The 15,583-nt window shown below is 40.5% G+C and carries 13 protein-coding genes and 1 tRNA gene; 13 read left to right on the forward strand and 1 reads right to left on the reverse strand.

Going from position 1 to position 15,583, the window contains the following annotated elements; translation table 11 throughout:
* From KPC_RS02930 to KPC_RS02995, 13 genes are all read left to right on the forward strand, one after another.
* Positions 1-575: EF-Tu C-terminal domain-related protein (locus tag KPC_RS02930; RefSeq protein ID WP_265735823.1), on the forward strand; the 575-nt coding region annotated here is incomplete at its 5' end.
* Between the two features lie 47 nt (positions 576-622).
* Positions 623-698 (forward strand) — tRNA-Trp (locus KPC_RS02935).
* Positions 699-773: 75 nt separating this feature from the next.
* Positions 774-1,211 (forward strand): preprotein translocase subunit SecE, encoded by a 438-nt coding sequence (gene secE / locus KPC_RS02940; protein ID WP_121972935.1) that lies wholly within the window; start codon positions 774-776, stop codon positions 1,209-1,211.
* A gap of 7 nt (positions 1,212-1,218) precedes the next feature.
* Positions 1,219-1,752 carry a transcription termination/antitermination protein NusG gene (nusG, locus tag KPC_RS02945; RefSeq protein WP_121972936.1) on the forward strand — a complete coding sequence of 178 codons (534 nt, stop codon included), beginning with the start codon at positions 1,219-1,221 and terminating at the stop codon, positions 1,750-1,752.
* Positions 1,753-1,873: 121 nt separating this feature from the next.
* The gene (rplK, locus tag KPC_RS02950) at positions 1,874-2,302 is read left to right on the forward strand and encodes a 50S ribosomal protein L11 (protein WP_121972937.1); all 429 of its coding nucleotides are present in this window, start codon (positions 1,874-1,876) and stop codon (positions 2,300-2,302) included.
* 3 nt (positions 2,303-2,305) lie between these two features.
* Positions 2,306-3,001, forward strand: coding sequence for a 50S ribosomal protein L1 (rplA, locus tag KPC_RS02955; RefSeq protein WP_121972938.1), 696 nt, complete (start codon positions 2,306-2,308; stop codon positions 2,999-3,001).
* A 301-nt stretch (positions 3,002-3,302) separates the two neighbouring features.
* Positions 3,303-3,809 carry a 50S ribosomal protein L10 gene (rplJ, locus tag KPC_RS02960; RefSeq protein ID WP_121972939.1) on the forward strand — a complete coding sequence of 169 codons (507 nt, stop codon included), beginning with the start codon at positions 3,303-3,305 and terminating at the stop codon, positions 3,807-3,809.
* A 48-nt stretch (positions 3,810-3,857) separates the two neighbouring features.
* Complete coding sequence (gene rplL, locus KPC_RS02965; RefSeq protein WP_121972940.1) at positions 3,858-4,229, forward strand: 50S ribosomal protein L7/L12; 372 nt, start codon at positions 3,858-3,860, stop codon at positions 4,227-4,229.
* Between the two features lie 307 nt (positions 4,230-4,536).
* Entirely contained in the window at positions 4,537-8,625 is a 4,089-nt protein-coding gene (rpoB, locus tag KPC_RS02970) for a DNA-directed RNA polymerase subunit beta (RefSeq protein WP_121972941.1), read from the forward strand.
* 122 nt (positions 8,626-8,747) lie between these two features.
* On the forward strand, positions 8,748-12,941 hold the full coding sequence (gene rpoC, locus KPC_RS02975) for a DNA-directed RNA polymerase subunit beta' (protein WP_121972942.1): 4,194 nt from the start codon (positions 8,748-8,750) through the stop codon (positions 12,939-12,941).
* 498 nt (positions 12,942-13,439) lie between these two features.
* Positions 13,440-13,715: a hypothetical protein gene (locus tag KPC_RS02985; RefSeq protein ID WP_121972944.1), complete on the forward strand. Its 276-nt coding sequence runs from the start codon at positions 13,440-13,442 to the stop codon at positions 13,713-13,715.
* A gap of 176 nt (positions 13,716-13,891) precedes the next feature.
* Positions 13,892-14,434, forward strand: coding sequence for a hypothetical protein (locus KPC_RS02990; protein ID WP_121972945.1), 543 nt, complete (start codon positions 13,892-13,894; stop codon positions 14,432-14,434).
* Between the two features lie 155 nt (positions 14,435-14,589).
* Positions 14,590-14,952 (forward strand): DNA transfer protein p32, encoded by a 363-nt coding sequence (locus KPC_RS02995; protein WP_121972946.1) that lies wholly within the window; start codon positions 14,590-14,592, stop codon positions 14,950-14,952.
* Between the two features lie 45 nt (positions 14,953-14,997).
* On the opposite strand, the gene KPC_RS03000 is transcribed toward KPC_RS02995, so the two are convergent.
* A complete protein-coding gene (locus KPC_RS03000) occupies positions 14,998-15,483 on the reverse strand; it encodes a PaaI family thioesterase (protein ID WP_121972947.1) in 486 nt (161 codons plus the stop codon).
* Positions 15,484-15,583: the final 100 nt, after the last annotated feature.

Raw genomic sequence — 15,583 nt, forward strand, 5'->3', positions numbered from 1 at the left:
AACGTGCTATCGATAAAGCATTCTTGATGCCAATCGAAGACGTATTCTCAATCTCTGGTCGTGGTACTGTGGTAACAGGTCGTGTAGAATCTGGTATCGTTAAAGTAGGCGAAGAAGTTGAAATCGTTGGTATTAAAGATACAGTTAAAACAACTGTAACTGGCGTGGAAATGTTCCGTAAACTTCTTGACGAAGGTCGTGCTGGTGAGAACTGTGGTATTCTTCTACGTGGTACAAAACGTGAAGAAGTACAACGTGGTCAGGTACTTGCTAAACCAGGTACAATCAAGCCGCATACTAAATTTGATGCAGAAGTATATGTGCTTTCTAAAGATGAAGGTGGTCGTCACACTCCATTCTTAAATGGTTACCGTCCACAGTTCTACTTCCGTACAACAGATGTAACTGGTGCGATCTCTCTTAAAGATGGCGTTGAAATGGTTATGCCTGGTGACAACGTAGAAATGTCAGTAGAATTGATCCACCCGATTGCAATGGACGCAGGTCTTCGTTTTGCGATCCGTGAAGGTGGTCGTACAGTAGGTGCTGGTGTTGTTGCTAAAGTAACTGCATAATTGTGTTATACTCCAGATCGGGAGTTTAGACTCTCGATCTGTTTTATAGGTCAGTAGTTCAATTGGTAGAGCGTCGGTCTCCAAAACCGAATGTTGGGGGTTCGAGTCCCTCCTGACCTGCCAATTTTTTTAAATAAAAAGCTTAATGCTGACTAAATTGTCATATAATAAGTCGCGAATCCTACGACGAGTAAAAAAATGTCGAATGATAAATCGCGTGACGCATTGAGCGACGCGCCAATTCCTCAAAGAAATTCTGCCGAAGTTGTTAAGACTAGCTCACCGCTAGATTTTGTGCTTTGGATTATTGCCTTGGTGTTATTTGTCGGTGCACTTATGGTAAATCAGTTTTTACCAGCTTATTGGCCACCAGCAAATAATATTTGGGTACGTGTTGGTGTAATTATCGCTTGTATCGTAGCAGCTTTAGGTTTATTATACGCCACCCATCAAGGCAAAGGCTTTGTTCGTTTGCTTAAAGATTCACGTATAGAATTGCGTCGAGTCACTTGGCCTACGAAACATGAAACAGTAACCACTTCATGGCAGGTTTTACTGGTAGTTATTATTACTGCGATTGTATTGTGGTGTTTTGACTATATAATCGGTTGGTTTATGAAGTTTATTATCGGGTAAGAGAGCTATGAAACGTTGGTACATTATTCATGCCTATTCTGGTTATGAAAAACAAGTGATGCGTTCACTTAATGATCGAATCCAGCGTAGCGCTGTTGCTGATAGTTTTGGTGAAGTCCTTGTTCCTACCGAAGAAGTGGTAGAAATGAAGGATGGTAAGAAACGTAAATCAGAGCGAAAATTCTTTCCAGGCTATGTATTGGTCGAAATGGAAATGAATGATGAAACTTGGCACATTGTAAAAGAATGTCCAAAAGTTTTAGGTTTTATTGGCGGTACAGCTGAGAAACCAGCACCAATTACGCAAAAAGAAGCTGATGCAATTCTTGCACGTGTACATAATAAAGGTGAAGCACCTCGTCCTAAGACGATGTTTGAACCTGGTGAAGAATTACTCGTTGTTGACGGTCCATTTACAGACTTTAAAGGTGTGGTGGAAGAAGTTCAATACGATAAGTCGCGTTTAACGTTGACGATTAATGTATTTAATCGACCAACTCAAGTTGAATTGGAATTTCGCCAAGTCGAAAAAGCAGTTTAATTTTAATTGGTTGAAAAGCGCCCGATTTTATCGGGCATTGTTATTATGACTGCAGCTTGCTGTGGTTATGTGAACGATGTTGGGGAGCCTAACGGCGTTTGTACCCAGAGGTAATTTTAAAATGGCTAAGAAGATTGACGGCTATATCAAGCTGCAAGTTCCAGCTGGTAAAGCAAATCCATCTCCACCGATTGGTCCTGCACTAGGTCAACGTGGTGTAAACATCATGGCATTCTGTAAAGAATTCAATGCTGCTACACAAAAAGTTGAACCAGGTCTTCCAATTCCTGTAGTGATTACTGTGTACAACGACAAGTCGTTCACATTTATCATGAAAACTCCACCTGCTGCTATTCTTCTTAAGAAAGCTGCCGGTATCCAAAAGGGTTCTTCTGTACCTAACAAAACTAAAGTTGGTAAGTTGACTCGTGCTCAGTTAGAAGAAATTGCGACTACTAAAGAACCAGATTTAACTGGTGCTGATTTAGACGCACGTGTTCGTACCATCGCTGGTTCTGCACGTTCTATGGGCTTGGAAGTGGAGCTATAAGACATGGCAAAGTTAACTAAACGTCAAAAAGCCATTGCTGCTGCTGTAGAAGCAAACAAAGTTTATACTTTGGACGAAGCGGTACAAGTTCTTAACAGCCTTCCTGCTGCAAAGTTCAAAGAGTCTTTGGATGTTGCTGTAAATCTAGGTGTTGATCCTCGTAAATCTGACCAGGTTGTTCGTGGTGCAACTACACTTCCTGCAGGTACTGGTAAAACTGTACGTGTTGCAGTGTTTGCTCAAGGTGCTCAAGCTGAAGCTGCTAAAGCTGAAGGTGCAGATATCGTAGGTTTTGATGACTTGGCTGAAAGCATCCAGCAAGGTAATCTTGACTTTGATGTGGTTATTGCTGCTCCAGATGCAATGCGCGTTGTAGGTAAGTTAGGTACTATCCTTGGTCCACGCGGTTTAATGCCAAACCCTAAAGTGGGTACTGTAACTCCTGATGTAGCTGGTGCAGTTAAAAATGCTAAAGCTGGTCAAGCACGTTACCGTGTAGATAAAGCTGGTATTATCCATGCTGCGATTGGTCAAGTAGGCTTTGAAGCTGCTGCTATTCGTCAAAACGTTGAAGCTCTTGTAGCTGACCTTAAGAAAGCAAAACCTGCTACTTCTAAAGGTATTTATATCAAGAAGATCACTTTAAGCTCAACTATGGGTCCTGGTCTTACTATTGATGTAAATGACGTTGCTAAATAATTTTTATTTAGATAGATAAAGAATTTTAAAGTCCTGTGAATTTCCTTTAATCTCTCTTTTGTAAAGAGAGTCTCCTGAATGGAGGAAGGATTTCTCAGGCGGACTTTGAATTGATAAATGTAAATTTATCAGCGTCAAAGACCTCAGGCGAAGTAAATTCTATTTGGATGAGCTTCTTAAAAAACCAGTCTGAGTAGACGCGGTGGTGTGATTTATTCCTCCTCCGCGTGTAGGCCGAAAGGTTTACGAATTGGGAGTGCATCTTTATAGGATGCATAAATCACCATTAGGAGGTTTTACAATGGCTCTTCTTATTGAAGACAAAAAACAGATCGTTGCAGAAGTAAATGAAGTTGCTTCTAAAGCGTTTGCTGCTGTTGTTGCCGACTATCAAGGTTTAACAGTAGAGCAACTTACAGCTCTTCGTGTTGAAGCTCGTAAGTTAGGTGTTCATACGCGTATCGTACGTAACACTTTGGCAAAACGTGCGTTCGAAGGTACTCAATTTAGTATCTTGGATGACAACCTTGTTGGTCCGACAATTCTAGGTTTTTCAACTTCTGAAGACGATATGGGTGCAGCTGCACGCTTATTCGAAGACTTCGCTAAATCAAATAAAGCTTTTGAGTTAAAAGCTGCTGCATTTGATGGCAAAGTTTATTCTGGTGCTGAAGTAAGCGTTATCGCAAATCTTCCAAACCAAGAAAAAGCGCTTACTATGCTTGCCAACGTTCTTCAAGCTCCTATCTCAAAATTGGGTCGCCTTATTACTGCACTCAAAGAGAAAAACGAGCAAGAAGCTGCATAAGCTTAAAACATTTTACACACCATTCAATTTCCATTTGGAGTTATTCTCATGGCTTTAACTAACGAAGAAATCTTAAATGCAGTTGCTGAAAAAACTGTTCTTGAACTTGTAGAACTTATTTCTGCTTTCGAAGAAAAATTCAACGTATCTGCAGCTGCTGTTGCAGCTGCTGCTGCTCCTGGTGCTGCTGCAGCTGCTGCTGAAGAGCAATCAGAATTTACTGTTGAATTAGCTAGCTTCGGTGCTAACAAAGTTGCTGTAATTAAAGCTGTTCGTGAAGCTACTGGTCTTGGTCTTAAAGAAGCTAAAGATCTTGTTGAAGGCGCTCCTTCTGCAATCAAAGAAGGCGTTTCTAAAGAGGAAGCTGAAGAACTTAAGAAAAAACTTGAAGAAGCTGGTGCTGAAGTTAAACTTAAGTAATCGCTTAAGGAGTCGATTTTTTGTAATCGGCTCCACAAAATGGCTGATGGCTCTTGGGTCATCAGCCTTTTTGCGTTACAATAATCGGCTCGATTTTAGATTGATTGATAGTGTAATCATCAATTTTAAAAATAAATTAACATAATCAAACGCTTACCAATATTTTTCTATTTTAAAAATATTGTTAAGCGTTTTATACCACTGAAAATTGCAGCATTTGTATAAAGGTGGTGGTCATATCGACCTGCGTAATTCCTTCTAAGTCCGTTCTGCAGGCGGACTTGGTTTTACTTTCCGAGGACTCCAGATGGCATACTCATATACCGAAAAGAAACGGATCCGTAAGAATTTTGGTAAATTGCCTCAAGTAATGGATGCTCCGTACCTGCTCGCGATTCAAGTCGACTCGTACAGAACATTCCTGCAAGATGGCAAATCACCAAAAAATCGCGAAGATATCGGTCTCCAAGCCGCATTTCGTTCAGTTTTCCCAATTGAAAGTTATTCTGGCAATGCTGCTTTAGAATTCGTTGAGTATAGCCTTGGTAAACCAGAGTTCGATGTTCGTGAATGTATTCTTCGCGGCTCAACTTTTGCGGCACCAATGCGCGTTAAAATTCGTTTGATCATTAAAGATCGTGAAACGAAATCAATCAAAGACGTTCGTGAACAAGAAGTTTACATGGGTGAAATTCCACTCATGACTGAAAATGGTACCTTTGTTATTAATGGTACTGAACGTGTAATCGTATCTCAATTACACCGTTCACCAGGTGTGTTCTTTGATCACGATAAAGGTAAAACTCATTCAAGTGGTAAAGTGCTTTATTCAGCACGTATCATTCCTTACCGTGGTTCATGGTTGGACTTTGAGTTTGATGCGAAAGATCTAGTCTATGTTCGTATCGACCGTCGTCGTAAATTATTAGCAACTGTAGTATTGCGTGCTTTAGGTTACAGTAATGAACAAATCCTAGATATGTTCTATGAAAAAGTGCCTGTATACCTAGACATGGGTAGCTACCAGATTGACCTTGTGCCTGAGCGCCTACGTGGTGAAATGGCTCAATTCGACATTACTGATAACGATGGTAAAGTGATTGTTGAACAAGGTAAACGTATTAATGCTCGTCATGTTCGTCAAATGGAAGCTGCTGGTTTAACTAAGCTTTCGGTTCCAGATGAATACTTGTATGAACGTATCACTGCTGAAGACATCACGCTTAAAGATGGTGATGTAATTCCTGCCAATACAGTTTTGGGCCATGACATCATGGTTAAATTGGCAGAAGGTGGTATCAAACAGTTCAATATCCTATTTACCAACGATATTGATCGTGGTTCATTTGTTGCAGACTCTTTACGTGCAGATACAACTTCAGGTCGTGATGAGGCACTTGTAGAAATCTACAAAGTGATGCGTCCAGGTGAACCACCTACCAAAGAAGCAGCTGAAAACTTATTCAATAATTTGTTCTTCTCTTCTGAACGTTATGACTTGTCTCCAGTGGGTCGTATGAAGTTCAATCGTCGTTTGGGTCGCCCTTACGAAGTTGGTACAGACCAGAAGTCTCGTGAAGTTGAAGGTATCCTGTCTAACGAAGATATTATCGATGTATTAAAAACTCTCGTCGAAATCCGTAATGGTAAAGGCGAAGTTGATGATATCGACCATTTAGGTAACCGTCGTGTACGTTCAGTTGGTGAAATGACTGAAAACCAATTCCGTGTTGGTTTGGTTCGTGTTGAGCGTGCTGTAAAAGAGCGTTTAAGTCAGGCTGAAACTGATAACCTGTCTCCACAAGATTTGATCAATGCTAAACCAGTTGCTGCTGCAATCAAAGAATTCTTTGGTTCAAGCCAATTGTCTCAGTTTATGGATCAAAACAACCCATTGTCTGAAATTACACACAAACGTCGTGTATCAGCACTTGGTCCTGGTGGTTTGACTCGTGAACGTGCAGGCTTTGAAGTACGTGACGTTCATCAGACTCACTATGGTCGTGTTTGTCCAATTGAAACACCTGAAGGTCCAAACATTGGTCTGATCAACTCATTGTCTGTTTATGCAAAAGCAAACAACTTTGGTTTCTTGGAAACACCATACCGTAAAGTTGTTGATGGTCGTGTAACTGATGAAGTTGAATATTTATCAGCAATTGAAGAAGTTGGTACTGTAATTGCGCAAGCCGATTCTCAATTGGATAAAGATGGTCATCTGACTGAAGAATTTGTTTCAGTACGTCATCAAGGCGAATTCGTTCGTATGCCTCCTGAAAAAGTGACGCATATGGATGTATCTGCTCAACAGGTTGTATCTGTTGCGGCATCACTGATTCCATTCCTTGAACACGATGATGCGAACCGTGCATTGATGGGTTCAAACATGCAACGTCAGGCTGTTCCGACATTGCTTGCTGACAAACCACTTGTTGGTACAGGTATGGAAGCAAACGTAGCACATGACTCTGGTGTGTGTGTGATTGCAAAACGTGGTGGACGTATCGAGTTTGTTGATGCATCACGTGTGGTTATTCGTGTAAATGAAGACGAAATGATCGCTGGTGAGGCAGGTGTGGATATCTATAACCTCATCAAATATACCCGTTCGAACCAAAATACTTGTATCAACCAGAAAGTTCTTGTGAACTTGGGGGATAAAGTTGGTCGCGGTGATGTATTAGCTGATGGACCATCTACGGATGGTGGTGAACTTGCGCTTGGTCAAAACATGCGTGTAGCGTTCATGACCTGGAACGGTTATAACTACGAAGACTCAATCTTGTTATCTGAACGTGTACTTCAAGAAGATCGTTTAACTTCTATTCACATTCAGGAATTGTCATGTGTAGCACGTGATACCAAGTTGGGTGCAGAAGAGATTACTGCAGATATTCCTAATGTAGGTGAAGCTGCTCTGTCTAAACTTGATGAGTCAGGTATTGTTTATATCGGTGCTGAAGTTACTGCTGGTGACATCCTTGTAGGTAAAGTAACACCTAAGGGTGAAACTCAGTTAACTCCTGAAGAAAAACTTCTTCGTGCAATCTTCGGTGAAAAAGCTGCCGACGTTAAAGATTCATCTTTACGTGTTCCATCTGGTACTAAAGGTACAGTCATTGACGTTCAAGTCTTTACTCGTGATGGTATTGAGAAAGATGAACGTGCTCAAGCCATTGAGAAAGCTCAGCTTGATGCTTACCGTAAGGATTTGAAAGAAGAATACAAAATCTTCGAAGAAGCAGCACGTGAACGTATTGTCCGTTTGTTGAAAGGTCAAGAATCTAACGGTGGTGGTACAACTAAACGCGGTGACAAGCTTTCTGAAGAATTGTTATCAGGTTTAGAGCTCGTTGATCTTCTTGAGATCCAGCCGAGTGATGAAGGCATTGCAGAACGTTTAACTCAAATTCAAGTGTTCTTGAAAGAAAAGAGCCATGAAATTGATGAGAAATTTGCTGAGAAGAAACGCAAACTTTCTACTGGTGATGAATTAACAACAGGTGTTCTTAAAGTTGTTAAGGTTTACCTCGCTGTTAAACGTCGTATCCAGCCTGGTGATAAAATGGCGGGTCGTCACGGGAACAAAGGTGTTGTATCAAACATCCTTCCTGTAGAAGACATGCCGCATGACATCAATGGTGTTCCTGTGGATGTGGTACTTAACCCATTGGGTGTACCATCACGTATGAACGTGGGTCAGATTCTTGAAACTCACTTAGGTTTAGCTGCCAAAGGTCTTGGTGAGCAAATCGACAAGATGCTCAAAGAACAACGTACGATTGCAGAGCTTCGTGTGTTCCTTGACAAGATTTATAACAAAGTTGGTGGCGAGCAAGAAGATCTTGACAGCTTAACTGATGAAGAAATTCTTGTCCTTTCGGGTAACTTACGTAAAGGTGTCCCTTTAGCTACGCCTGTATTTGATGGTGCTGAAGAACGTCAAATCAAAGAGTTACTTGAGCTTGCTGAACTTCCACGTTCTGGTCAGACAGTATTGTATGACGGACGTACAGGCGAACGTTTCGACCGTCCAGTAACGGTTGGTTATATGTACATGTTGAAATTGAACCACTTGGTTGACGACAAGATGCATGCGCGTTCTACTGGTTCTTATTCATTAGTAACGCAACAACCGCTTGGTGGTAAAGCACAATTCGGTGGTCAGCGTTTCGGTGAGATGGAAGTCTGGGCACTTGAAGCATATGGTGCAGCTTATACTCTTCAAGAAATGCTTACTGTTAAATCGGATGACGTTGAAGGTCGTACCCGCATCTATAAGAATATTGTAGATGGTAACCATTATATGGATCCGGGCATGCCAGAATCGTTCAACGTATTGACCAAAGAGATCCGTTCTTTAGGTATCAACATTGAACTGAAAAATGGTGACTAAGAAATCCTCCCTTCCCTCCCTTTTTCCTAAAGGGGCCAGGGGAGATTCCCAAATTTCAGTAAAAAACAATATTTGTGACCCAGTCGAGAAGTGAAAATCTCCTCGACACACGGAGAAAAAAATTGAAAGACTTGCTCGATATCATGCGTAAAAAGACGGATTCAGATGGTCATGCACCAGTTGAATTTGACCGTATCCGTATTGGTCTTGCGTCACCAGAAATGATTAAGTCATGGTCTCATGGTGAAGTTAAAAAACCTGAGACAATTAACTATCGTACGTTCAAACCAGAACGTGATGGTTTATTCTGTGCCAAAATCTTTGGTCCGGTAAAAGATTACGAATGCTTGTGTGGTAAATACAAGCGTATGAAATATAAAGGCGTCATTTGTGAAAAATGTGGCGTTGAAGTAACAACTGCAAAAGTTCGTCGTGAACGTATGGGGCACATCGAACTTGCATCTCCAGTTGCACACATCTGGTTCTTGAAATCATTACCAAGCCGTATCGGTTTATTGCTTGATATGACTTTACGTGATATCGAACGCGTACTGTATTTCGAATCTTATGTTGTTACTGATCCTGGTATGACTCCACTTGAGAAATATCAGCTTTTAAACGATGAAGAATACTTCAATGCTTTAGAAGAGCACGGTGATGAATTCACAGCGAAAATGGGTGCTGAAGCTGTTCAGGACTTGTTGAAAGACATTGATCTTGAAGCTGAAATTTCTCGTTTACGTGAAGAAATTCCACAAACAACTTCAGAAACCAAGCTTAAAAAAGCATCTAAACGTTTGAAGTTGATGGAAGCGTTCAAAGAGTCAAACAACAAACCAGAATGGATGGTGATGAATGTACTTCCAGTACTTCCACCAGATCTTCGTCCGTTGGTTCCGCTTGAAGGTGGTCGTTTTGCGACCTCTGACCTGAACGATCTTTATCGTCGTGTGATCAACCGTAACAACCGTTTAAAACGCCTTCTAGACCTTGCTGCTCCAGACATTATCGTACGTAACGAAAAACGTATGTTACAAGAGTCTGTTGATGCATTGTTAGATAACGGCCGTCGTGGTCGTGCTATTACAGGTTCAAACAAACGTCCGCTTAAATCTTTGGCAGATATGATCAAAGGTAAGCAAGGTCGTTTCCGTCAGAACTTGCTTGGTAAGCGTGTTGACTATTCAGGTCGTTCGGTGATCACTGTTGGACCAACATTGCGTTTGCACCAATGTGGTCTTCCTAAGAAAATGGCACTTGAACTATTCAAACCATTCATCTTTGCGAAACTACAAGCTTCAGGTCAGGCAACCACCATTAAAGCTGCGAAGAAAATGGTTGAGCGTGAAACACCAGAAGTTTGGGACGTATTGGCATCTGTAATTCGTCAACATCCAGTGATGTTGAACCGTGCGCCAACACTTCACCGTCTCGGTCTTCAGGCATTCGAACCTATCTTGATTGAAGGTAAAGCGATTCGTCTTCACCCACTCGTATGTACAGCGTTTAACGCCGACTTCGATGGTGACCAAATGGCGGTACACGTACCATTAACACTTGAAGCCCAGTTAGAAGCTCGTGCGTTGATGATGTCAACCAACAACATTTTGTCTCCAGCAAATGGTGAGCCCATCATCGTTCCTTCTCAGGACGTTGTTTTGGGTCTTTACTACATCACTCGTGATGCTGTAAATGCCAAAGGTGAAGGCATGGTGTTCGCAGATACAGATGAAGTGAACCGTGCGCTTGCAACTGGTCAGGTTGATTTACATGCTCGTGTAAAAGCACGTGTACACCAAACTGTAATCAATGAAAATGGTGAACGTGAACAACAAACGATTGTTGTTGATACTACACCAGGTCGTTGTTTACTTTGGGAAGTTGTTCCAGAAGGTATGGACTTCCAGCAAATCAACTTGGAGATGACTAAAAAGAATATCTCTAAATTGATCAACTCTTGTTACCGTAAATTAGGTCTTAAAGATACTGTTATCTTCGCTGACCAATTGATGTATCTGGGCTTCCGTCAAGCGACTCGCTCAGGTGTTTCTGTCGGTATGGAAGACATGCTCATTCCACCACAAAAACATACCATCATCGAAAAAGCGGAAACTGAAGTTCGTGAAATTGAACAACAGTTTGAACAAGGTTTTGTAACCGCTGGTGAACGTTATAACAAAGTTGTCGATATCTGGGCACGTACTAACGACCAAGTAGCAAAAGCAATGATGGACAACTTGTCTTATACTACTGTTAAAAACAAACAGGGTAACGACGAGAAACAAAAATCATTCAACAGTATCTATATGATGTCTGATTCTGGTGCCCGTGGTAGTGCGGCTCAGATTCGTCAGCTTGCTGGTATGCGTGGTTTGATGGCGAAACCAGATGGTTCGATCATTGAAACTCCAATTAAAGCAAACTTCCGTGAAGGTTTGACAGTACTTCAGTACTTCATTTCAACACACGGTGCACGTAAAGGTTTGGCCGATACTGCATTGAAGACAGCGAACTCTGGTTACCTGACTCGTCGTCTTGTAGATGTAGCACAAGATTTGGTGATCACTGAGCCTGACTGTGGTACAACGGATGGTCTTGTAATGACTCCACTGATTCAAGGTGGTGACGTTATTGAACCATTAAGTGTACGCGTATTGGGTCGTGTAACTGCGCTTGATGTTAAAAAGCCAGGTACAGATGAAGTTCTTCTTCCACGAAATACGCTCATTGATGAAAAAATTGCAGCATACCTTGAAGATGCTGGTGTCGATGAAATCAAAGTACGTTCAGTTGTAAACTGTGAATCAACCTTTGGTGTATGTGCGAAATGTTATGGCCGTGACCTAGCTCGTGGTCATCAGGTGAATCCTGGTGAATCAGTAGGGGTAATGGCTGCACAATCAATTGGTGAGCCTGGTACACAGTTAACCATGCGTACGTTCCACGTGGGTGGTGCAGCAAGCCGAACTTCTGCTGCAAACAGTGTACAAGTACGTAATAAGGGTGCTGTTCGCTTCCATAATGTAAAAACTGTTCAACATGCTAAAGGTCACTTGGTATCAGTTTCTCGTTCAGGTGAAATCGGTATTGCAGATGATTTAGGCCGTGAACGTGAACGCTATAAACTTCCATATGGTGCATCTATCTTGTTGAAAGATGGTGAGACTGTGGAAGCTGGTGGTATCGTTGCAACTTGGGATCCGCATACACATCCTTTGGTAACAGAAGTTGCTGGTAAAGCACGTTTCAGTCAAATTGCTGATGGTGTGACTGCAACATCGAAAACTGATGACGCAACTGGTATGACAACTGTAGAAATCTTGCCTGTTACAGCACGTCCTGCTTCTGGTAAAGATATGCGTCCTGCGATCGTGCTTGATACAGCAGATGGCGGTGAGCAATTCTATTTCTTACCACAAAATACGATTGTGACAGTTCGTGATGGTGAAACAATCGGTGTTGGTGATGTTATCGGTCGTGTGCCACAAGAATCTTCACGTACTCGTGATATTACTGGTGGTCTTCCACGCGTAGCTGACTTGTTTGAAGCACGTAAACCTAAAGAACATGCAATTCTTGCAGAAATCTCAGGTATCGTAAGTTTTGGTAAAGAAACCAAAGGTAAGAACCGTTTAGTGATTACTCCAGATGATGGTTCTGAAATTTACGAAGAATTGATTCCAAAATGGCGTCAAATCAACGTGTTTGAAGGTGAACATGTGAACCGTGGTGAAACCATTTCTGATGGTCCACAAAACCCGCACGACATCTTACGTTTGAAAGGTGAAGTTGCATTAACGAACTACATCGTGAACGAAGTTCAGGATGTTTACCGTCTCCAAGGTGTAAAAATCAACGACAAGCACATTGAAGTCATCGTACGTCAAATGCTTCGTAAGGTTGAAATCACAGATGGTGGTGATTCTAGCTTCATCAAAGGTGAACAAGTGGATTACATTCGTGTAGTTCAAGAGAACCAGGCATTATTGGCTCAAAACAAGTTCCCTGCGAAGTTTGAACGTCAATTGATGGGTATTACAAAAGCATCGCTTTCTACCGATTCATTTATTTCTGCTGCATCGTTCCAGGAAACAACCCGTGTGTTAACTGAAGCCGCTGTAACTGGTAAAGAAGATGATCTACGTGGTCTGAAAGAGAACGTGGTTGTGGGTCGCTTGATCCCGGCAGGTACGGGCCTTGCTTATCACTTGGAACGTCGTCGTCAAGAAGCAGAAGCTGCAGAACATGCACTTGTAAATGACTTCTCTGAAGTTGACCAGGCATTCTCTCAAGCATTAAACGAAGAGCAATTCTAAGTTTAAAGTTTTGTATATATAAAAAAGACGCCTTAGGGCGTCTTTTTTATATACTAGATTTATTTTTTTAAGAAAGTATTGTGAATCTTCAGAATAATAAAACTCTTAGAGTCTTGCTTTATGGTTCTTTGTTGCCACTAGTGGTGATATTGTTTTTACCTACACATGTACAAACAAATTGGCAGTTAAAATTTTATCAATTCATTGGTCAGCAGTTGCATATAACTGTGGGAATGAATGGACCATTACCTTTTTTTACAGCAGTGTTAAGTACGTATTTTACGATTATTGGTTTTATTATTGNGTTGCTGATTCTAATTTATATATTTAAAAAATTTGGAATGGGTAAACGTTACCAGGATATGGTTTATAGCCATTTACTTAGTTTAGATTTTTCAAATTCTAAAAGACTACAAAAATTGGCAAATAACCCTGTTTTTAAATTTTTATACACACTATTCCTCATATTGTTTTGTTTGGCTATGGGCATATTAAATCTTGGTAGATCCTGATATTTCTTATGCACATGGGAGGCGTGGCGCTTTAATCGGTTTGAGTTATCAGTATAGATTAGGTGTAATTATCTGGGAGTTTTTTGGGCAATGTTTTTTAATAGCAAGTCTTGTCTCATTAGTATCACTTAGCGTTTACTTGTTGAATATTATCCGTGGTTTGGGAAATGGGCAGTTGGCAAAAGCAGTTATAAAATCTGATATTTCATATAAAAATTTAGCTAAAAATCAGAAAAAAAGATTTCGAAAAAAAGAAAAATAAAATGAACAGTAAAATTTTTATTGAAGAATCACTGTAACACTATTTTGTTCTTTTGTTATGTTTTATAGATTTAAGATAAAGATAATCATATTTTTTATATAGTAAAAATATAAAATCTGCTAAAAGAATCTAATTATAGGCAAAAAATTAGCTTCATTATTAATAGGATAAATCACATGAAATTAACCAAGAAAACATTAGGTCTTGCTTTGCTTGCTTCTGCAGCATCTACAGTAGTTTTAGCAAATGAATTACCAAATAAAATTGTTCAAGAAGCAAAAGCTGTAGTGCCTGTGACAAAAACTCAGGTTATTTCAACTATTGATGGTCAGAACCCTGTACGTACAACTGATACAACTGTTCTCGATATTAAAAATAAAGGTAAAGATATTGTTGCACACGATATCAAAAGCATAGATAACAAAGCGGAATTTTCCAAGAAAAAATTGGCGAAACCACATGTGAAGAAAAAATCGGTAACTGTACCTACTTCGAAAATTGAAGAGAAAAAAACTTTGACTCAAGATGGCGAAGTTATTGCCACGACAAAACATGTTGATGCAACTGGTGTTAAATTCCAAAAGGGTCAAGCACCTGAGAAAAAAGAGCTTGAATTGGGGCAAATTCAAGAAGCGAATAAAGGTAGTGTAACACGTGCTGTGGTTTCAACTGACGGTACACCAACCAAAGATGTTGTCGTTTTGAAAGAAGCGAATTGAATTTTATCTAAATAATTAGAAAAGCCCTGAATTACAAGAAATTTGGGGCTTTTTCTTACAAATGAAATTATTATGTGACAGTAAAGTAACATTTAGTGATAAATGTTTTCACCTTGTCAGCCTATGCTTAAAGCATAACTTAGGAGGGTACTCTTATGAAAAAGTTAGTCGGTATTGTAGCAATTGCAACGATGTCTACATTTGTATTGGTCGGATGTGAAAACATGTCTACGCAGGATAAACGTATTGGTGCAGCAGCATTAGGTGGTGCACTTGGTGGTGGTGTAGGTAACCATGCAGGTGGTGGCGTAGGTGCAGCAGCTGGTGGTGCAGCTGGAGCCGCTGTCGGTAGTAAGGCTCAAGATGGTTCTAATCGTAATGCAACCTATAGTGGAATAGGTGGAGGAATAGGGTCAGTTATTGGTAAAGGTATTTTCGGTGGTGATGCTGGTGCAGCCATTGGTGGTGCTATTGGCGGTGGTGCTGGTGCCGCTATTGAAGAGAACAAGCGTAAATAAAGAGTATTGCTCGGTTTAACTATAAAAGCGCTTGGATAAGCGCTTTTATTTTCGTGTCGATTTTGGTTTTTTTCTACGGATATATAAAGTCTTTTGTATTTCAGCGATACGGATTCCTGACTCATCAAAAATATTCACTGTATAGATTCTATGGACAGGAGTGTAGTTCTCGGCTAACTGTTTAACATGTTCGATTTCAGTAACATCTAGGTGGATATCTGCATAAACAGTACCACGACCAGGTGTTAGAAAATTTATGTTTGCGGCTTTATCCCAGACCAGATATTTAGGACCTAAATGGTACATAAGTAACAGCATATAAAATGGATCAACCATTGCATACAAGCTACCACCAAAGTGTACCCCAACAATATTCTGATTTTTACGGGTTAATGGCATTTTTACCCGAATAAAATAATTTTTTAGATCGAGGTCTTCAATTTCAATACCTGCGCCTTTGTAAGGAGCATAGCGATTGATCAGAATTTTACTGATTACTGGAATTGTCTGAAATTTTCTTAAAAGGTTCATAATGGTCAATTATCTTTGCGCACTCTCACTGCATACTAAAGTACAAAAAATAGTCTGACATTGATCTATACGCCTGAAGCGACAGATATATGGTCAATTG

It is taken from the genome of Acinetobacter stercoris (assembly GCF_900323515.1).
GTDB lineage: Bacteria > Pseudomonadota > Gammaproteobacteria > Pseudomonadales > Moraxellaceae > Acinetobacter > Acinetobacter stercoris.

What these genes read in the sequence shown, in the direction of transcription:
- secE (WP_121972935.1), top strand. Translation starts at nt 774, where the DNA reads ATGTCGAATGATAAATCGCGTGACGCATTGAGCGACGCGCCAATTCCT.
- nusG (WP_121972936.1), top strand. Translation starts at nt 1,219, where the DNA reads ATGAAACGTTGGTACATTATTCATGCCTATTCTGGTTATGAAAAACAA.
- rplK (WP_121972937.1), top strand. Translation starts at nt 1,874, where the DNA reads ATGGCTAAGAAGATTGACGGCTATATCAAGCTGCAAGTTCCAGCTGGT.
- rplA (WP_121972938.1), top strand. Translation starts at nt 2,306, where the DNA reads ATGGCAAAGTTAACTAAACGTCAAAAAGCCATTGCTGCTGCTGTAGAA.
- rplJ (WP_121972939.1), top strand. Translation starts at nt 3,303, where the DNA reads ATGGCTCTTCTTATTGAAGACAAAAAACAGATCGTTGCAGAAGTAAAT.
- rplL (WP_121972940.1), top strand. Translation starts at nt 3,858, where the DNA reads ATGGCTTTAACTAACGAAGAAATCTTAAATGCAGTTGCTGAAAAAACT.
- rpoB (WP_121972941.1), top strand. Translation starts at nt 4,537, where the DNA reads ATGGCATACTCATATACCGAAAAGAAACGGATCCGTAAGAATTTTGGT.
- KPC_RS02990 (WP_121972945.1), top strand. Translation starts at nt 13,892, where the DNA reads ATGAAATTAACCAAGAAAACATTAGGTCTTGCTTTGCTTGCTTCTGCA.
- KPC_RS02995 (WP_121972946.1), top strand. Translation starts at nt 14,590, where the DNA reads ATGAAAAAGTTAGTCGGTATTGTAGCAATTGCAACGATGTCTACATTT.
- KPC_RS03000 (WP_121972947.1), bottom strand. Translation starts at nt 15,483, where the DNA reads ATGAACCTTTTAAGAAAATTTCAGACAATTCCAGTAATCAGTAAAATT.